Genomic DNA, 18,796 nt, shown 5'->3' on the forward strand with positions numbered 1-18,796 from the left:
CTTTCATACAAACCGCATGAACGATTCCGCTATTGAAATCCGAGATCTCGGCAAGTGCTACAACATCTATGAACGACCGCGTGACCGGTTGCTGCAGATGTTGTATCGCCGCCGCCGCCAGTTGTATCGTCAATTCTGGGCGTTGCGCGATGTCAGCTTCGACGTGCCGCGCGGAGAGACGATCGGCATCGTCGGTCGCAACGGATCGGGAAAATCGACGCTGCTGCAGATGATCGCGGGAACGCTGACGCCGAGCACGGGTTCCGTGCAGGCGAACGGCCGCATCGCGGCGTTGCTCGAACTGGGCTCCGGCTTCAACCCCGAATTCACGGGGCGTGAAAACGTGTTCCTCAATGGCGCGTTGCTCGGGCTGTCGCAGGCGGAGATCGAGGAACGTTTCGACAGCATCGTCGAATTCGCCGACATCGGTCAGTTCGTCGATCAGCCGGTCAAGACGTACTCCAGCGGCATGATGGTGCGGCTCGCGTTCGCGGTGCAGGCGCAGACCGACCCGGAAATTCTCATCGTTGACGAGGCGCTCGCCGTGGGCGATGCGCGCTTTCAGGCGAAATGCTTCGACCGCCTCAAGCAGTTGAAGAACAACGGCACCAGCATCCTGCTCGTGTCGCACAGCAGCGAGCAGATCGTCACGCATTGCTCGCACGCGCTCTTGCTGGATGGCGGCCAGATGCTGATGGCCGGCAATCCCCGCGATGTCGTCAACCGGTATCTCGATCTTCTCTTCGGCCGCAAGCCGGTGGAAGCAAGCGCGCCGCAGCAGGTCGAAGCGGCCGGTAAAGCGCCGGAAGCCGACGTTGCGCCAGACGAGATGTCCGACGAAAGCGTGGCGCACGTGGCGCACGAACTCGATTTCGTCAACGACCGCTTCGTCACCCGGCCCGGTTACAACCAGTACGAATATCGCTGGGGCGACGGCTCCGCGAGCATCAGCGACTTCCGGATCGTCAGCGATGACGTCGAGTATCCGAACTCGATCGAACCGGGCGCGCTCGTCACGCTGACCGTCGCGGTTACGTTCAAGAAGCGTCTGATCCGCCCGATACTCGGCGTCACGATCAAGACCAAGGAAGGCGTGACCCTGTTCGGAAGCAATTCCGAATTGTTGAATCTCGACGACGCCCGCAGCGTCGGCGAACCGGGGGACCAGGCGCTCGCCACCATGCGTTTCCGTTGCAATCTCGGCGCGGGTGATTTCTTCGTGTCGCTCGGCATCGCGACGCGCGAAGCCGGCGAGATCGTTCCGCATGATCGCCGCTACGATGCGATTCATCTCGTTGTCAGTCCGGACCCGACGTACTTCGGTCTGGCGAACATGAATCTGGAAATGCGGCTGGACAAAATTCAATGACAAACTACGATCTCAACACTTTTGGTTATCGCTTCAACCCGGATACGCGCGTCTGGTCGCGCGCGACCGACGAGACATTCGCCTATAGCGACGGAGATGAAGCCGAAGAGCGTGTGGCCGGCTTGATAGCTGGCGCGAGCGACTTGTCAGTGATGTCCGAGGAACTGCTCCGGCATTGCACGGACTGGCCATCGCGTTATCACCTGTCGCACGAGCGCGCCAACCTTCTCAGGCCGTTCAGCGGCAAGCTGCGCGGGCGCGTTCTCGAAATCGGCGCGGGTTGCGGCGCGATCACGCGCTTTCTGGCCGAAGAAGGCGCAGAAGTGGTGGCGCTCGAAGGCAGCGCACGGCGCGCGCGCATTGCCGCATCGCGCGTGCGCGATCTCGATAACGCCACGGTCGTCTGCGACACCTTCGACGATCTGCAGATCGACGGAAAATTCGATGTCGTCACGCTGATCGGCGTGCTCGAATACGCGCGCAAATACGGGCAGGGCGCGGACCCCGTTCAGGCCATGCTCGAGCGCGCCCGCTCCTTCCTCAAGCCCGGTGGCACGCTGGTAATCGCCATCGAGAATCAACTGGGGCTCAAGTATCTGGCCGGGATGCCCGAAGACCATCTCGGCAAGCCGATGTTCGGCATTCAGGATCTCTACACGGACGACAGCGTTGTCACGTTCGGCCGCCATGAACTGTCGAAGCGTATCCGCGCTGCGGGTTTCAATACGGTCGATCTTGCGCTGCCGTTTCCGGATTACAAGCTGCCTTCTTCGGTCGTCCTGCCGGGCGGGCTCGATGAGACAAACGCCTTTCGGCCGTGGATTCTGGCCGTGCAGTCCGTCAAGCGAGATCATCAGCTCCACGTTATTCCGAATTTCTCGATCGAGCGGGCCTGGGGCGTCATCGGCAAGAACGATCTTCTGGACGATCTCAGCAACTCTTTTCTGTTTCTCGCCACGGTCGACGGCCCGACGCCGCTGCTCGATCAGGCCACGCTTGCCTTTCACTTCAGCACGGGGCGCCGCCGTCCGTTTCGCAAGTCGACTGTTTTCGAGCGTAGCGCGGACGGCCGGGTAGCGGTGAAGCGCCGGCTGCTGGAGCCGTCGCTCGCGCCAGAACGCGGCTCGATGTTCAAATTCTCGTTCGCCGATGAATGGCTCGAAGAGGGCGAGAGTTTCGAGGCGCAGTTCCTGCGCATCGTCGCGACGCCGGGCTGGAACGTGGAACAGGTCGGCGCGTGTCTGCGCGAGTTCGTCGACGTGGTTATCGAAGCGGCGGCCAAGCGCGGTTTCGGCGTGCAGAACCGTGCCTTGTCAACGTCCCTGCCAGGGTCGATGCTCGATATCGTGCCCTACAACATCATCAGGAAAACGGGCGGCGGTTTCAGCATCATCGATCAGGAATGGTCGTTCGAGGGCGATATCGAACTCGGTTTCCTGGCATTCCGCGCGCTGGCCGGCATGGGCCACATGGTGACGCGCTGGGCGACGCCCGCGGACCCGCGCTGGCTGAACCAGAAAGTGTTTTTCGAGCAGGTGTTCGCGCATGCGGGGCTGCTCGCATCGGTGCACGACTTCGACCGCTACCTCGAATTCGAATCGATGTTCCAGTCGTTCGCGACGGGCGTCGGCGCTCGCGTGACGATCGAACAGTGGCAACATGCGATTTTCAGCGGCGAGCTGGAGCAAACTCAGGCCCGGGCGCAGGTGGTCGACGCCGGAGGCCGGCTCCTGAGCGTGAACGACGAACTCAACACGGTACGCGTGCTGCTGCAGCAACGCGAGGTTGACCTGCGGGAAGCGCACGAGCAGCGTCAGGAAACGGAGCAGCAGCTCGCCAGCGCAACGCGCGCACTCGACGAGAATCGCGGCACGTGGGAAGCCGGGCGGACTTCGCAGGAGCATCGGGAACGCGTGCTGAGGGAGACACAGGCGGAACTGGCCGCGGCGGAAAACAATGCGGTCGCGCTCGAACGCGAAGTGAGCACGCTCAAAAATACGCTCGCCGCCACCACGCAGGGATTCGAAGAGTTGAGCGCGCGCTACCGTCTGGTGACGGGCTCGCGTTCCTGGAAAATGACGCGGCCCTTGCGCGGGCTGCTTCTGGCCGTGCGCGATCCGCGCGCCGCGCTCTCGCGCGGTAAGGCCGTGGCGACCCCGGCGGCATTCCGGCGTGTGGACAATCTGGCGGCGTCGAGCGGCGGTTATCCCGCGCTTGTGCGCTATGGCCTGCGTATTCTGAAGACGGAAGGTCTCGACGGCGTCAAGTCGCGCGTGCGGCGTCACGTGCAGGGGCAGCCGCTGCTTGCCGATGCCGCGAGCGCCGGGGCGCCGGTCGTGCCGCAGCAGGCGCCGGAGCCGGTCGACTATCCGTTCGTCAGGATTGATCCGGAGGGGCTCGCGCACGCATGCGAAACCTTGCGCTTCGACGTGCATGCCGATCCGCAGGTGACGGTGCTCGTCAAGGCGGTCGGGAACTGCCCTCAGGTGGTCGCGTGCCTGACCTCGATCAGAAAGCGGCAGCAGTTGACGCGTTTCAACGTGGAAGTGCTGGCCGGTCCTGCCCAGGCGGAGCTTGCCGCGTTGCTGCCGGAGTCGTCGGGCATGCGCCTGCATATGGCTTCGCGTGACGACACCTCGGTTCAACTGAACGAAGCGGTCGCGTCCGCGCGCGGCGCGCTCGTGCTGGTGCTGCGCAGCGACGTGCAGGTGTTCGGGCAGTGGCTCGACGCTCTCGTCACGCGAATCGAGTCGGACGCATCCATCGTCGCGGTCGGCGGCAAGGTCGCGCTGCCGGACGGACGTCTCAGCGAAGCCGGCGTTCTGATCGGCACGAACGGGGAAGTGCGCCACGTCGGTTTCATGCAGGAATCGAACAATCCGTCTTACGACGTTGCGCGCGACGTGGTGGCCGTGTCCGGCACCATTGTGCTGCTGCGGCGCGCCGCATTCATCGACGCCGCGGGCATCGACACCAAGGCGGAACTCGACGGGCTCGATCTGTACGACTACTTCATGCGCGCGGGCGCGCAGAACAAGCGCGTCGTGTATGAACCCGGCTCTCTCGTCGCCTACGCGCCGGACGCCTCGGAAGCCGGCACGGGCCAGGTTCGCGACAGCGAGATTGCAGAGAGCTCGCGCAGTACGTTCGTCTCGCGTTGGGGCGACCGTCTCGCGGATCTCACGGATATTCGCCTCATCGCTTTCCTGTTGCCGCAATACCATCCCATTCCGGAAAACGACGAATGGTGGGGCAAAGGCTTCACGGAATGGACCAACGTGGCGAAGGCGCATCCGAACTTCGCCGGTCATTATCAGCCGCATCGTCCGGCCGATCTCGGCTATTACGATCTGCGCCTGCCCGAAGTGCGTCAGCAGCAGGCCGACCTCGCGCGCGCGGCCGGCATCCACGGGTTCTGCTACTACCACTACTGGTTCGGCGGCCACCGTCTGCTCGAACGTCCGCTCAACGACGTTCTCGCGCTGGGCGAGCCGGACTTCCCGTTCTGTATCTGCTGGGCCAACGAGAACTGGACGCGTCGCTGGGATGGTCTCGAGTCCGCCGTGCTGATGGCGCAGAAACACTCGGACGAAGACGACGCTGCCTTCATTCGTTCGTTGCTGCCGACGCTCAAGGATCGACGCTATATCCGCATCAACGGGCGTCCGCTGATCATGGTTTATCGCATGTCGCTGCTGCCGAATCCGAAACGCACGGCGCAGATCTGGCGCGACATCGCCCGCGAGGCGGGACTCGGCGAACTGTATCTGGCGTATGTGCAGTCCTTCGACAGTTGGGCGCGCAACGAGAAGCCGTCGGACTTCGATTTCGACGCCGCCGTCGAGTTCCCGCCGCATGGCTGCGGTGTCCCGTCGCCGCAGCCGGTGCAGGGCCTCGATCCGGCGTTCAAGGGCGTGGTCTACGATTACCCGCTGACGGCGCAGCAGACGCTGATGAAAGCCCTGCCGCCGTATCCGATGTTCCGTGGCGTGATGCCGTCGTGGGACAACACGGCGCGCAAGCAGCATAACTCGCACATTTTCGTGAATGCCTCGCCGGACGAGTACGAAGCGTGGCTGAGCCAGGCGCTGCAATTCACCGATACGTTCGCCCACGGCGACGAACGGATCGTATTCATCAACGCATGGAACGAATGGGGTGAGGGCAATCACCTCGAACCGGACATGAAATACGGACACGCCTACCTGGACGCCACACGCCGGGCGCTCAATCGCATTACGGGACAGGCCGGGTTCTGAGTCAGCATATGAAGTCTCTCTATACCAAGTCGATGCGTTTTCTCGGGCCGCGCGGCGGCGTGCGCGGTGTGATGCGCATCGTTGTTTCCTATGCGCGCGCCAACGGCTGGAAAACGACCATCCGTCACGCGGGCGGCATGCTCGTTCGCTCGATGTTCTCGGGCTATCTTCGTTCGACCGTGGACGCGCAAGTTGCTGCAAGCTTCTCGGCGCTGGTCTCCGGGGCGGATGAGCGGCTCGAGATCCTGAACCGGATGCCGGGCGACCTGCGCCGGCTTTTGCACACCAGCTATCGCGCGCCGCTGGTGAAGCTGCATCCCGAGTACGCATCGGCGATTGCCGTGTCACGTCCCGCGAAGACGCTCGTCAAGGCCATCGCGTTTTATATGCCAGCGCCGGAGCCGGGCACGGGCCCGGGTTTCGTTGCGGTGGACGGCTGGAGTCGCGTCGTGCATCAGGCGCCGCGATTCGTCGGCCACTATCAGCCGCATCTTCCGGAGAAGCCTTTCGACGTCGATGCGCCCACGGCGGAATCGATGGCGCGAGAGGCCGCGCTCGCGCGTCAGTACGGCATTCATGCTTTCTGTTTTCATCAGTTGATGGACGTCGGCAGCGAACTGCCGGCGGGATTGCGCACGATCCTGGGCGCGCCCGATATCGACATGCATTTCGCGGCGTGTCTGACGACGCGCACCGCCTTGCGAAACGCGTCGGCCTCGGCTCCGGCGGAGGAAGGAACTGCGCTGCAGGGCAGACTGTCCGCTGCGCGCGCGGCGAGCCTCGCGCCGGGCCTGGCGCAGGCCATGCGCGATCCTCGCTGGCTGCGCGTGAATGGCAAGCCGATGCTCGTGATCCTCGCCGAACACAACGCGGCGGCATCGCGTGAATCGGTGGCGGCGCTGCGGTCGGCGCTCGTCGATGCGGGCGTCGCGAATGTGCATCTCGTCGGCGCGCCGCTCATCTGCGCTCGCGACGCCGACTATTTCGACGCAGTGCTTGAATATGCGCCCGCCGACAGCGCGGCGCAGACGCCGGCACAGGCGAGCGTCGTGCTCGCGCCGGACTTCACTGGCGCGGTGTTCGACTATGCCGCCGCGGCAGCCGCGAGCGTCGAATCGCCCAAGGCCGCGCGGACGGTTTATCGAAGCGCGTTCCCGAACTGGGATACCACCGGATACGGCGGTCGCGAGGCGGAGGTGTTCGCGAATTTCAGTCCACGCCTTTTCGCCGGCTGGCTCTGGAATCTTTGCGTCGATGCGTCAGCGCGCTTGCCGCTCGATAATCGGTTCGTGTTCCTCAATTCGTGGAACGGCTGGGAGTCGGGCTCGCATCTGTTGCCGGACCTCTATCTGGGCTACGCACATCTCGAGGCGATGCGCCGCACGCTGGAAGCGTTCGGGCCGCCGAAGCCCAAGACATGGAAGGCCGACGGCAAGGACGTGGCCGCGATCGTGCATTTGCACTATCCGGATCTCTGGCCTGAGATTGCGGGCTATCTGCGCAACCTGCCGCCCGAATCGGGCGTGTACGTGTCGATAGCGCAAAGCGCGCCAGCGGACCTGGAAGCCCAGATCAAACGGGATTTCGGCCACGCCGTCGTGCGTCGGCTCGAGAATCGCGGACGCGACATCCTGCCCTTCATGACCTTGTTCCGGGAAGTCGTGTCGGATGGCCGGCGCTATCTTTGCAAGATTCATTCGAAGAAGTCGAAGCATCGCGTCGATGGCGACGTCTGGCGCCGCGATCTCTACGACAAATTGCTCGGCTCGCCCGAGGTGATCGACAGCATCCTGTACGCGTTCGAAGACCGCCAGACCCTCGGATTGATCGGGCCTACGGGACACATGGTGTCGTCGGGATACTACTGGGGCTCCAACGCGGCGAACGTAGGCCGCCTGGGCCGCCAGCTCGGCTTCGACGCCGAGTCGATGCAGTACGAGTTCGCCGCCGGCACGATGTTCTGGGCCAAGGTCGCCGCGCTGAAGCCATTGCTGGATCTGCCGCTTTCCCGCGATGACTTCGAAGCCGAAGCGGGGCAACTCGATGGCACGCTCGCCCATGCGGTCGAGCGCGCATTGCCGCTCTCCGTCGCGAACGCGGGAATGTGCGTCGTCGACACCAATCTCGTGATGGAGCAGGGGTCCACGATGCAGGATGTCGGCGACTACGCGGAATACGCCTGGGCGCGGCGCGGTTGAGTTCGCCGCCGCGCGCTGGCCGGGCACCGCCGGACAGCGCGCGGTTTCATTCGCTTCGCTGCAAAGCGGCACGCGGCTCGCGCGGCTTCAGAAATATGATGGTCTGATAGGGGTCGAGCAAACACACGTCGTAGCCGACGAATTCCCAGTCCGGCCAGTGGGTGCGCAGATAGTCGAACGAGAATGAGGCATCGCCATAAGTATTGAGTCCGTCGGCATCGACTGCGCCGACGCCCTGCTGGACATGGTGAGGCGTGAACGCGTACTTGTTCTCGCGATGCAGCCGGCGCATCAGGTCCGTGTCGGCTTTCGCGCTTCCCGTGTTGTGAACGTACCAGTAGCTGTCGGGGCGGATCGTCACGGCGAGCAGTCCGTCAGGCGCGAGGCTCTTGCGAAGCGCGCGCAGCACCGAGATCGCGGTTTTCTCGGACAGATGCGTGAACACGCTGAACGCATAGATGAGGTCGAACCGGACATCCGGAAAGGGCACTTCATCGGGAACGTAGTCGCAAACGGCCAGATTGGCGGCGACCTTGTACTCCTTGCAAAGATCGATCGACGCACTCCACGGATCGCAGCCGTACAAGCGGGCCGGCTCGGTGAACTTGTACATGAGACGAAGCAGGCGGCCCCAGCCGCATCCGTAATCCAGCACCGTCGCGCCGTCGAGCAGCCGGCCCGTGTGTCTGAAAAATCCCGACTCCACGGCGCGCGCGAACGCCGCGCTCTGAAACAGCAGCGTGTGTCCGTGATTGCCCGTCCAGGCGTCCTGAACACTGTCCGCGGCCATCGTCGGAAGCGCTGCGCGGGCCGCGGCATACTGGCTCGGGATCTCGAGCAGCGCGTCGGCCACCACGTCCAGCGGCAACTCGCGCAGTGCCGCGAATATGTCTCCCTTTCGCTCCGCGATTGCATTCAACTTCTCGAAGATTGCCGGACGGTCCATGCGCTTCTCCTGTCGATAAGCATTGAGACGTCAGAGTGCAACCAACTACCAGGTTGTTTCGCGGAGGGCATCGAGCGTCAGCACGACTGCTCCGAAACTTACAGTTCGCTGAAGATGGTACAGGAAAAATCCAGCCTGACACGGCATGGTTTTCGGCCATTGGACAGGCCGGCAAGACATTGCGTCACAAATGATAGACTCCGTGCTCGAAACGGCGGCGCGCCGCACCGCGTTTTCAGCCGCGCACGATCTCACTCTTTCTTTTCACTTGCCAACGGGAACACGTAGTTGGGCGCAGATACTCTCATCCAAACGCCTTCGAAGAAGGCTCGCTTACCCAGATTTCGGACCGGAGCCTGCCTTCTGTTTCTCTTTGGGCTGGCTGTTGCGGCAACCTCGGTCACGGGCGTCGTCCTGAACTATTCGCCCGTCCCGTGGTGGGACCAATGGTTCGGAACGGTGAACTGGTACATGCAGGCGGAGCAGCACTGGTGGCCTTCGTTCTGGAGTCTGCATAACGAGCATCGCCTGTTGTTCTCGCGACTCATCTTCTGGCCCGACATGCGCTGGTTCGGCGGCGTCAACGTGCTTTCGCTGGCTGGAAACGTCGCGGTGTGCGCGGCGCTCGCCTTTGCATCGTATCGAAGCGTGCAACTCGGATCGTCGTTCTCGCGCACGTGCAGACTGGCTGTTGCCGGCTTCGTGATGGCATTCTGCTTTTCGTGGATGCAGAGCGACAACTTCACGTGGGGCTTCCAGAATCAATGGTTCGCGGTGAACCTGTTTGCGCTGCTCGCGTTCCATTCGATCTCCGTGAGCGCGGCGCGAGGGCATGGCGTCCGCCTGTTCGTCGTTGCGCTGTTGTGCAACATCGCAGCATCGTTTTCGATGGCCAACGGCACGCTCGCGTGGCCTCTCTCGATCCTTCTCGTGCTGTACTGGCGCTTTCCGCTTCGCATGCTGGTCACGCTGGTGGTCACGTTCCTGATCGTGGCGGCTGCCAATTTCTGGCGCTCACAGGGTGCAACGGGATCGATCCCGCACGGCACGCTTGCCTACGTCATCCAGCATCAGATCGGCGACCTGATTCGCTATGGCGTGCGATATCTCGGCTCGCCCATGTTCTTCGCGTTTCGAAGCTCGCCGCTCGCAACCTTTGCCGGCGCCGTGGTCCTGGTCGGAGCCGCTTGGGGCACATGGACGGCGCTCCGGTCCCGGCAAACGAAAGCGCCTGCATTGCTCGCTTTCGCGATCTTCTTGTGTCTGACAGCATTCGCGACCGGCGTCGGGCGGCTGGTGCTCGGTCTGGGCAACGTCTATCAACCGCGCTACGCGACCAACGCTCTGCTCGCGTGGATGGCACTGCTTCTCTTCGGCTTCTTGAACGTTCAACAGCGGCCGTGGCGGCGCGTCGTCGGCGTGTGCGCGCTCGTCGCGCTCGTCGCGGTGGGCGTGTCGCAGCGCAAGGCGCTTTCGCCGGATCGCGACGTGATGTTCGAGCGTCTCGTCGCCGGGCAGGCGATCCGCGAGGGCGTCTACGATCACGCGTATCTGGGCGTTCTGTGGGATCACGACGACTATCTGAAGACGATCATCGAAGCCGCCAGGGCGCAAAAGCTCAGCATTCTCGCGCCGGAGGCGCCGGGCTACGACCATCCTCCCGCGCGGATTCTCACCGACGAACGTTGCGAAGGCTATATCGACGGCACCGCGCCCACCGAGACGCAAGGCATGTCCCGCGCGGAAGGCTGGGTCTTCGACCGGTCGCACGATTCGGCGCCGAAGACCGTCGTCGTGACGGATGGGGATGGGAATACGATCGGCAACGGCGTCGTCGGCAAAGCGCGCGCCGACGCGGCGGCGGCGCTCGGCAAGCGAGAGACGCGCGTGGGCTGGGTGGCGTTCTATCGAACGACGCCGAACATTTCGGTGTTCGCGAAGACGCGCGAGGGCGGGTACTGCCGTTTGAAATGAAGAAGCGCGGCGCCGCCTGAGAACGCATGCCGCGCCAACCCGCGCGACGCGATGTTCAGGCGGACACGCCGCGCCCGCTACGCTCAGCCCTTGAAGCTCCAGCGCTTATGCCCGAGGTAGCTGGTGAACACGGGCACCGCCACACCGACCAGATGCGCGATATCCCGATCGTGCCAGTTCATGCCGATGCGCGGGAACAGATAGTACGCGAGGCCCACGCTGACCGCCCATGTCTGCAGCACCGCGACGAGATTCACGAGGGTGAAGAAAAACACGGAGCGTCCTGTCGACTGCTTGCTGCTCTTGAACACGAAGAGCTTGGCAAGCACGAATGCCGTGATCATGCCCGTGATATACGCGACGACGATCGCGGGCGAATAGGGCATCCACAGGTTATAGACGATCCGGCTTCCCCAGTTGACCGCCGCGGCAAAGCCGCCCGTCAGCAGGAAGACGAGAAATTCGCGCGAGACGAAGGTGTTCTTGGTGATCGAATGAATGCGCGTCATATCATCTTCGCCATCTTGCGCGCGAGATCGATACTTTCGGAGATACCGCGATCCTCCGGGTAGTAATACGACGTATCCGCGACCAGCAAGCCTTTCACCGGGAGTTGAATCGGCGGCAGGCGATCGAGATAACCCGGTTCGCAAATGGGCTGCGCATAGCGGTAGCGGCTCGCCCGAACGTCGATGAAATCAGCTTGCGTGAGTGCCGGATTGATTTTCATGAGATAGCGCTTCACGGTGTCGATGAACACCGCATCGGGCTGCTGATACTTCGGGTGCTCGCCCGGAAGATAGTACGGCACATAGACGATGTGCTGATCCAGCGGGCGCAGATTCGTGTACTCGACGATTCCCGGAATGTCCATCTCCGGATCGTTGGTGTTGAGCCAGAAATTCTCCGTGACGGGCTTCTTCAGCTTGGCGATGATGCAGACCACCGCGATGTTCTTGACGCTCTTGAAGGCGTCGAGAATCTTCGGCGGCAGGTCGGGCATGACCGATGGCACGTAGGGCAGAGGAATGGTGCTGATCACCTTGTCGAACGGATGCAACGTGTCATTGGCCTGAATGCCCTTGACCGCGCCGTTCTCCATGACGACCTTCTGCACGCGCGTGCCCAGCCGGAACTCCCCGCCGTTTTCCTCGATATAACGCCGCATGCCGTTAAGCAAGGTTTCGGAACCGCCGTCGAGATATCCGAGCTTCTCGTGAAAGAGGTTGTAGCGCGAGCGCCCGATCCGGCGAATGCGGCTCCAGATCCACGCGGCCGACAGGTTGTACGCGTGGTCGTAAAACTTGTAGTCGAACAGGCGCCGCCAGAGCACTTCCCATGCTTCCTCGCCGATCCAGCGGCGAATCCAGCCGGTTGCTTCTACATGGTCCAGCGGCTTCCAGTCGTTGCGCTTGGTCGAAAGAAACGCATGCAGGCCGTAGCGGAATTTCGCGGCGAAGCTCAGCCCCTTGAACTTCAGAAGGGCCATGGGATTGCCCCAGGGCTGCACGCGATTCTGATAGAAGTAGCCCATTTTGGTTTCGCGCCACTGCATCTTGTCCGCCAGCCCGAGCTCGTCGAGCACCTTCAGAAAGGCGTGATCCGAGATGGCGTGGAAGTGGTAGTAGCGCTCGATGGACAAACCGCCGAAGTCGAAGCACGCGGCCATGCCGCCGACGCGGTCGTCCGCTTCGAAGACGATCGGCTTGCGCCCGTCTTTCACGAGTTGGTACGCGGCGGCGAGGCCCATCGGCCCCGCGCCCAGGACTGCAATTCGCTCGTCGTTCATGTGTCGCGAAACTAGAATTTGAGTGCGATGTGGCTGTAGACGGGATCGTTGAACGTCTCGTCCATCGCGTTGGCGAAAGATGTCTGTCGAATCTGGAAAATGCCCGGCCAGTCGATGATTTCGAATTCATCGCCCGCGGTGAGCGCTTTCAGCTGATCGGCCGTGAAAGGCGGATTTTTATCGAAGACGGCGTAGATCTTCAGCAGGACGGCGAACAACCCATAAGGAATGTTCACGATCGCGCATTTCGCGCGCGTGGCCCGCTTGATCTGGCGAATGATGTCGATGTAATCGACACGTTCAAGCCCCGAGATGTTGTAGGCCGAACCCTTGATGCGCGAGTTGATGCAACTGATGATCACGTTGCAGAAGTCGCCGACGTACAGCGGCTGGCGCATGTACTTGCCGCTTCCGGGAATGGGAAACACCGGCACCTTCTGCATGAAGCGCGAGAGCCAGCCGAGATGCTTGCGGTCGAACCAGCCGAACATGAGCGTCGGGCGCAGCACCACGCACTCGATGCCCGAAGCCAGCACGATTTCTTCCTGCTCCCGCTTGGTGTCGGTATAAAAATCCTTCGCCACCGAATTCACCACCGACGAGCTGATGTGCACCGTATAGGGCACGTTGTATTGCTCGATCGCGGCGAGCACGTTCCGTGTCGACACGATGTTGTTACGAATGAACGGTTCGATGGTCGGCGCGCCGATCTGCGCCTGCAACATGACGACGACGTCCGCACCTTCGAAGTAGTGCTCCCAGCCGCCCGGTTCCGCGAGGTCCGCATAGACGGCCGTCACGTCCGGGTGGGTCTGACGGAGAATATCGAGGTTCTCGCGAAACTTGTCGAGCACGACGAGATTGTCGTACCCCTGAGCCTTGAGGCGTGCGACGAGGTTCTGGCCGACCAGGCCTGCGCCGCCGGGAAGAAGGATTCGGATTTGCTTCATGCGTTAGCTCGAAAGGTAAAACTCGGTAAAACACGCGGCATTTTACCGCGTGGCGGCAGGCGGCCCGAACGGGCGGCCGCTCGGTAGGCGATCTGCGCCGCGCTTGTCAGGGCGCGAGCCTCGTCGTGGCTGCTTCGGGCAGCGAGCAGAACGTGCCGTCCCGCAAGCGCCCGCTGATGCGCACGCGTTGCGCGTCGCCTGCTTCCAGGAATGCCGTCCACTGCGAATAGAGCGCGTCCCGGCCGGCGACGCGCTCGATGTCGTGGCGCTTCCCGCCCGCGATGCCCGTGCCGAGCACGTTGCCGTCCGCGTCCGTCGCGACGATGGTGCGCGGCACCGCACCGGCATGCGGGTCGAAGATCCATCCTTTCGCGACGAGCATGCCGGGCGTGCCCGTGGCGTGAATCGATTCGATCTTGCCTTCGCAGGCCGTGCCCGCCGCGATACGCGCGGGCGCAACATAGTAGTCCGTCTGATCCTTTGCGAAGATCGCGAGACCGCGAGGCTCGGCTTGCTTCGCGATGGCCTCCAGTGCGGACGGCACGGGATAGGCGCCGAGCAGAAAGTCCGGATCGTACACGTGCGCCCTGAGCGCCAGACCGGCGACGTCGAGCGCGTAGATCGATTTCGCGTCGTAGCGCAGCGCGAGCCGCTCGAACGACGCGACGAGCACGACGCCGGCCATCGCAACGACGAGCGTGAGCCGTTTGCCCGAGCGATTCGAAGCGTTGAGGAACGTGAATAAGCCGAGCGCGAGCCAGCACGTGAGAGAGGCCGTGGTGTAGCGGCCTGCGAGCGCCGATTCGAGCCCGAAGCTAAGCCGGCCGCAGGCGGTCGCGAAGCCATTGCTGGCGACGAACAGCGACATCGCGAGAAGCGACGTCGCCTTCGGAACGTTCGCACCACGCGCGAAGAGAAGACGAGCGCAGTGAGCTAGAAGCGTCACGAGGACGATGAGACCCGCGACGTCAGCGCCTTTGGAGCCGAGCGCGGTCTGCCCGGCAGGCGATCCCAAATAAAGAATGAAATAGCGCAGAACCTGCACCGGATGCTCGCGCAGCGCGGCGAGCGGCGAACCGCCGCTGCTGGCGGGCGCGTGCCAGTTAGCAAAGTAGGCAAACAGCGTCGCCGCGGATACCGCCGCCGTCACGACGACGCGCCCCGTCCCGATGCGCCGGTAAAGCGCGAGGGCGAACAGCACGGGGAACACGAGCACGCCGCTCGACATCGAGCACGCCGACAGCACCGCTGAACCGAGCGCAAGCGCCAGCCATGCGTTGGCGCGGCCCGCTTCGCGCGTCGCCACGAATTCCGCGCAGCGGTCCATGCAATGGAACGCGCAGAGCGCGAATAGATACACCGCGAACCACTGAAGCTGAAAACCCCAGAAGAAGTTGCCGCCCTGCATCCACGAGAACGCGACGATCAGGCACACGCCCGCCAATCCGAGCGACCGGACGCCGGGAAAGCGCGCGTGATGGCGCGCGATGCGGAACAGGAGCAGACCGATGCATCCGCCCAATGCGAGATTGGCGGCGATGAGCAGGAAGTTGCGGCCGCCGAGATAGCGCAAGTCCAGATAAAAGAAGATGCGCGGAAAAACGAGCCGGTGCTCGTTGTGCTGCTCGAAAAATGCAGCGAGCGGGTTCTGCGCCGCCCGCATGAAGAATGCGACGTTGCCGTCCCACTGATCGGCGAGCGGCACCGGCGAGAAATGCCGCACGACGCCGTACACGGTCATGAGAAACGTGGCCGCGCCAAGCGCAAAGAGGGTCCAGTTCCCGACGTGCCGCAGCGTTTGCGCTCGTGCTGCACCGCTCACAAAGACGCCCGCTTGAACAGAAACTGCGGCACGTTGCGGATGATCGCCATGATGCCCCACCAGAACCACGGCGTATAAAGCACGTTCTTCTTCCTTTCGATGCCGCGCACGATATCGCCCGCGACCTTGTCGGGCGTGGCCACGAGCGGGCCGGGCAGCGGCAGGCCCGCCGTCATCGGCGTGGCGACGAAACCCGGCTTGATCGTCAGCACGTGCACGCCTTTCTTAAACAGGCGCGCCCTCAGGCCCTCGAGAAATGCCGAGAGCGCCGCCTTCGCGCTGCCGTAGAGATAGTTCGATGGCCGTCCGCGATCGCCCGCCACCGACGAGATCACGGCGAGCGCGCCATGCCGCTGGCCCTCCAGTACATTGGCGAGCGGCGTCAGAAGCGCGATCAGCGACGTGGCGTTCGTGTTGAATTCCCGGACCGCGACGGACGGATCCGCTTCGCACGCCGACTGGTCCGGCAGCGTGCCGGGCGCGACCAGCACGACATCGATCGAGCGGAGTTCCGCAACGGCGCGTTCCAGCATGGCCGCGTGCGCGTCCAGGTCGTCGATATCCAACTGATGGCAGGCCGCCAACTGCGCGCCGCGCGCGGTGAGATCGGCGGATACCTGCGCGAGCCGCTCGCCATTGCGCGCGACGAGAACGAAACGCGCGCCCTTCGCAGCCCAGACGCGCGCACAGGCAATGGCGATCGCGGAAGTCGCGCCAACGATAACGATGTTTTTCATGTCTTGACTACTCTTTCCCAGAAGCGCGACAGCATGGCCGGGTCGCGCTGGGCCTCCAGCAATTCCCATTGCGGATAGGCCGTTCGAAAATCGGCGCCCGACATATGCGCGTCCTTGGCCGGATAGAGGCGTCCGCCGGCTTCGCGCACGATCGCGTCGAGCGTTGCAAAGAGCCTGTCGTTACGCGCATCCCTTTGCGGAAAGTCGAGCGCGAGCGACGCGCCGGGCAAGGGGAACGACAACAGGCCGGGCGATGCGACATCGCCGCAGCGTTTCAGCACGGCCAGGAACGAGCCCGTGCCGCTCGCCGAGATGGTCTCGAGAATCTCACGCGTGGCTTCACGCGCGTTCGCAGTCGGGACCACGCACTGATACTGCTGGAACCCCGCGCGTCCGTACATCCGGTTCCAGTGGAGCAGGCTGTCGAGCGGATAAAAATAAGCATCGTAGCCAACGCGCGACTCCACGCGCGCGCCGCGCTGGCGGCGGTAATACAGTTCGTTGAAGGCACGCAGTGTCAAGCCGTTTATCGGCGAGACGGGTGGCGTGACAGGCATCGTGCGCTTCTTGCGGTCGTCGATGGCGAGCGGCCCATGCGTTGCGTGGTCGCCCACCATGAAGATGCCGCGGCCGAGCGCCGCGCCCCGGCTCAGGCAGTCCACCCAGGCGACGCTATATTCGTGCCGGGCATCGAGGTCCTCCGATAGGACGAAGAACTCGTCGAGATTGGCGAACCGGATGCTCGTCACGTCGATCTGGCTGGTGAAAACCGGCATCAGCTGGATCTCGACCCAGGTAATGAGCCCCGTCAGGCCCAGACCGCCGATCGTAGCGGAAAAAAGACTCTCGTTGAACGAAGGCGAGCACTGCATTTCAGTGCCGTCACTGCGCAGAAGGCCGAAGGCGCGAACATGCCGGCCGAACGTTCCACGGACGTGATGATTCTTGCCATGAACGTCGTTGGCGACTGCTCCGGCGAGCGTCGCGTATTTGGTGCCCGGCGTGACGGGCAGCATCCAGCCGCGCGGGACCGCCGCGGTGAGAATTTGCTCCAGGGTGATGCCGGGTTCCGCGCGAAACACGCCTGTCTTCCAGTCCGCGCTCATGATTCGGTCGAGCGCGAGCATGTGAACTACATGTCCCGATGCCGCCAGGCAACTATCGCCGTAGCTGCGGCCGTTGCCGAATGCAAGCGTGCTGCCGTGCGCCGCCGCCTCGCGCCAAACGCGTGCGGTCATGTCGCGCCAAGCGACTGCATGCGGCTGCTGCGGCGCTTTGGGATAGCGTCCCCAGGACAGAAGCTCCGTCATCGTTCAGATCGCCAGCCAGAAAACGAGCGCGCACAACGCGACGACGCACAAGCTCGTCCGGTCGCGCGCGGCGAAAACGATGGGATCGTCGTCCATGCCGCCACGATGCGCGATGATCCAGGTGCGGCTGATCCAGTAAAGCAGCAGCGGGCATGCGAGCCAGATGATCTGCGGATGGCGATAGAGCGCCGTCGTGCCGCGGTCCTGGATGTACAGCGCCAGCACCAGCACGGCGAGATAGCCAGACGATGTGCCGAGCGACGAGATCAGCGACAGATCGCTCGCGACGTAGCCTCGCCCGCGCGTCTTCACGAGCCCGCGCTCTTTCATCGAATGAAGCTCGGCGTAGCGCTTGACGAGGGCCAGGCTGAGAAAGATGAACATCGAGAACGCGAGCAGCCAGAACGTCAGGTGCGCGCCAATCGCCGCGGTGCCCGCGACGATGCGCACGGTGTACAGCCCAGCGAGCACGACCACGTCGACCATCACGCGGCGCTTGAGCACCGTGGAATAGGCAAGCGTGAGCACATAGTAACCCCCGAGCACGGCGCCGAAGCGCCAGGGCAGGAACGCGAATGCGATCCCGAACGCCGCGACAAGCAGCACGGGAAATAAGGTGAGGCCGACGAGCAACGGCATCGCGCCCGCGGCGAGCGGACGCTTGCGCTTCACCGGATGATGGCGATCGTCCTCGAGATCGAGCAGGTCGTTGAGCAGATAGACGCTCGACGCACACATACCGAAAGTAATAAAAGCGATGATCGCGGCGAGCACGCGATGCGAGTCGTCCGCGAAATGTCCGGCGAGCAGCGGCAGGAAGATCAGCAAATTCTTGAGCCACTGGTGCAGCCGCAGCGACTTCGCCCACACTCTGAACGTCGACGGGCGGCTCTCGAACACGCGCTCCACATTCCCGTTGCCGTGCGCCGCGCGCGCCACGCCGGGGAGCGGATTGACCACGTACGCGCGATCTGCGGCCTGCCAGACTGGAACGTCGTCATGGGAGTTGCCGACATAGTCGAAGCCCTTTTCGCCGTATTCGGCGACCAGGGCGTCGCGTTTCTTTTCGGCCGAAAGATTGATCGTCTCGTTGGTCGCGAAAACGTTGTCGAAGATCCCTAGGTGATCGGCGATGCCCTTGGCGAAGCGTTCGTGACTCGCAGTGGCAAGCACGAGTGAGCGTCCCGATTCGCGCGCCTCGCTCAGCCATGCGATGAGTTCGGTGTCGTAAGGAAGAACGCTGACATCGATATTCGCGTGCTCCGCAAGGCGCGTCTTCAGCGTAGCCTTGCCCCCGCGCGCGAGCCACAGGAGCGGTGAGTAGAATCGAAGCGGGAATGCTCTCAGGAACGCAAACCCGCTTTCAACCAGTACGTCTGAACGGATGAGGGTGCCGTCGAGGTCGACGACGATGGGTCTGCTGCGCATTCAATCGGCCAAAG

The 18,796-nt window shown here is 63.2% G+C and carries 12 protein-coding genes; 4 read left to right on the forward strand and 8 right to left on the reverse strand.

What is annotated here, in order from left to right:
- Window positions 1-16 precede the first annotated feature (16 nt).
- Genes LY284_RS00490 through LY284_RS00500 form a run of 3 tightly spaced genes read left to right on the forward strand, consistent with a single transcriptional unit; the run spans window position 17 to window position 7,826 of the window.
- Window positions 17-1,369, forward strand: coding sequence for an ABC transporter ATP-binding protein (locus LY284_RS00490; protein ID WP_233383999.1), 1,353 nt, complete (start codon window positions 17-19; stop codon window positions 1,367-1,369).
- Complete coding sequence (locus LY284_RS00495; RefSeq protein ID WP_233384017.1) at window positions 1,366-5,628, forward strand: glycoside hydrolase family 99-like domain-containing protein; 4,263 nt, start codon at window positions 1,366-1,368, stop codon at window positions 5,626-5,628. Before LY284_RS00490 ends, LY284_RS00495 begins: the two co-directional genes overlap by 4 nt.
- A gap of 8 nt (window positions 5,629-5,636) precedes the next feature.
- Window positions 5,637-7,826 (forward strand): glycoside hydrolase family 99-like domain-containing protein, encoded by a 2,190-nt coding sequence (locus LY284_RS00500; protein ID WP_233384045.1) that lies wholly within the window; start codon window positions 5,637-5,639, stop codon window positions 7,824-7,826.
- A 46-nt stretch (window positions 7,827-7,872) separates the two neighbouring features.
- Here LY284_RS00500 and LY284_RS00505 read toward each other — a convergent pair whose 3' ends face one another.
- Window positions 7,873-8,772 carry a bifunctional 2-polyprenyl-6-hydroxyphenol methylase/3-demethylubiquinol 3-O-methyltransferase UbiG gene (locus tag LY284_RS00505; RefSeq protein ID WP_233384052.1) on the reverse strand — a complete coding sequence of 300 codons (900 nt, stop codon included), beginning with the start codon at window positions 8,770-8,772 and terminating at the stop codon, window positions 7,873-7,875.
- A 459-nt stretch (window positions 8,773-9,231) separates the two neighbouring features.
- On the opposite strand from LY284_RS00505, the gene LY284_RS00510 reads away from it, so the two are divergent.
- Window positions 9,232-10,746: a hypothetical protein gene (locus LY284_RS00510; protein ID WP_233384054.1), complete on the forward strand. Its 1,515-nt coding sequence runs from the start codon at window positions 9,232-9,234 to the stop codon at window positions 10,744-10,746.
- Window positions 10,747-10,829: 83 nt separating this feature from the next.
- On the opposite strand, the gene LY284_RS00515 is transcribed toward LY284_RS00510, so the two are convergent.
- The 7 genes from LY284_RS00515 to LY284_RS00545 all read right to left on the reverse strand — a co-directional run bounded on the left by LY284_RS00515 (window position 10,830) and on the right by LY284_RS00545 (window position 18,782).
- Complete coding sequence (locus LY284_RS00515) at window positions 10,830-11,255, reverse strand: GtrA family protein (protein ID WP_233384069.1); 426 nt, start codon at window positions 11,253-11,255, stop codon at window positions 10,830-10,832.
- A complete protein-coding gene (locus LY284_RS00520; protein WP_233384071.1) occupies window positions 11,252-12,535 on the reverse strand; it encodes an NAD(P)/FAD-dependent oxidoreductase in 1,284 nt (427 codons plus the stop codon). The genes LY284_RS00515 and LY284_RS00520 overlap by 4 nt, the downstream gene beginning before the upstream one ends.
- 11 nt (window positions 12,536-12,546) lie before the next feature.
- Complete coding sequence (locus LY284_RS00525; protein ID WP_233384073.1) at window positions 12,547-13,485, reverse strand: NAD(P)-dependent oxidoreductase; 939 nt, start codon at window positions 13,483-13,485, stop codon at window positions 12,547-12,549.
- A 106-nt stretch (window positions 13,486-13,591) separates the two neighbouring features.
- Window positions 13,592-15,307: a hypothetical protein gene (locus LY284_RS00530; protein ID WP_233384076.1), complete on the reverse strand. Its 1,716-nt coding sequence runs from the start codon at window positions 15,305-15,307 to the stop codon at window positions 13,592-13,594.
- The gene (locus LY284_RS00535; RefSeq protein ID WP_233384078.1) at window positions 15,304-16,044 is read right to left on the reverse strand and encodes an SDR family oxidoreductase; all 741 of its coding nucleotides are present in this window, start codon (window positions 16,042-16,044) and stop codon (window positions 15,304-15,306) included. The genes LY284_RS00530 and LY284_RS00535 overlap by 4 nt, the downstream gene beginning before the upstream one ends.
- The gene (locus LY284_RS00540; protein ID WP_233384081.1) at window positions 16,041-17,354 is read right to left on the reverse strand and encodes an FAD-binding oxidoreductase; all 1,314 of its coding nucleotides are present in this window, start codon (window positions 17,352-17,354) and stop codon (window positions 16,041-16,043) included. The genes LY284_RS00535 and LY284_RS00540 overlap by 4 nt, the downstream gene beginning before the upstream one ends.
- A gap of 3 nt (window positions 17,355-17,357) precedes the next feature.
- The gene (locus LY284_RS00545) at window positions 17,358-18,782 is read right to left on the reverse strand and encodes a UbiA family prenyltransferase (RefSeq protein ID WP_233384084.1); all 1,425 of its coding nucleotides are present in this window, start codon (window positions 18,780-18,782) and stop codon (window positions 17,358-17,360) included.
- Between the last annotated feature and the right edge of the window lie 14 nt (window positions 18,783-18,796).

Origin of the sequence: Caballeronia sp. PC1, assembly GCF_021353155.1 — a bacterium.
Classification (GTDB): Bacteria; Pseudomonadota; Gammaproteobacteria; order Burkholderiales; family Burkholderiaceae; genus Caballeronia; species Caballeronia cordobensis.

What these genes read in the sequence shown, in the direction of transcription:
- LY284_RS00490 (WP_233383999.1), top strand. Translation starts at nt 17, where the DNA reads ATGAACGATTCCGCTATTGAAATCCGAGATCTCGGCAAGTGCTACAAC.
- LY284_RS00495 (WP_233384017.1), top strand. Translation starts at nt 1,366, where the DNA reads ATGACAAACTACGATCTCAACACTTTTGGTTATCGCTTCAACCCGGAT.
- LY284_RS00500 (WP_233384045.1), top strand. Translation starts at nt 5,637, where the DNA reads ATGAAGTCTCTCTATACCAAGTCGATGCGTTTTCTCGGGCCGCGCGGC.
- LY284_RS00505 (WP_233384052.1), bottom strand. Translation starts at nt 8,772, where the DNA reads ATGGACCGTCCGGCAATCTTCGAGAAGTTGAATGCAATCGCGGAGCGA.
- LY284_RS00515 (WP_233384069.1), bottom strand. Translation starts at nt 11,255, where the DNA reads ATGACGCGCATTCATTCGATCACCAAGAACACCTTCGTCTCGCGCGAA.
- LY284_RS00520 (WP_233384071.1), bottom strand. Translation starts at nt 12,535, where the DNA reads ATGAACGACGAGCGAATTGCAGTCCTGGGCGCGGGGCCGATGGGCCTC.
- LY284_RS00525 (WP_233384073.1), bottom strand. Translation starts at nt 13,485, where the DNA reads ATGAAGCAAATCCGAATCCTTCTTCCCGGCGGCGCAGGCCTGGTCGGC.
- LY284_RS00535 (WP_233384078.1), bottom strand. Translation starts at nt 16,044, where the DNA reads ATGAAAAACATCGTTATCGTTGGCGCGACTTCCGCGATCGCCATTGCC.
- LY284_RS00540 (WP_233384081.1), bottom strand. Translation starts at nt 17,354, where the DNA reads ATGACGGAGCTTCTGTCCTGGGGACGCTATCCCAAAGCGCCGCAGCAG.
- LY284_RS00545 (WP_233384084.1), bottom strand. Translation starts at nt 18,782, where the DNA reads ATGCGCAGCAGACCCATCGTCGTCGACCTCGACGGCACCCTCATCCGT.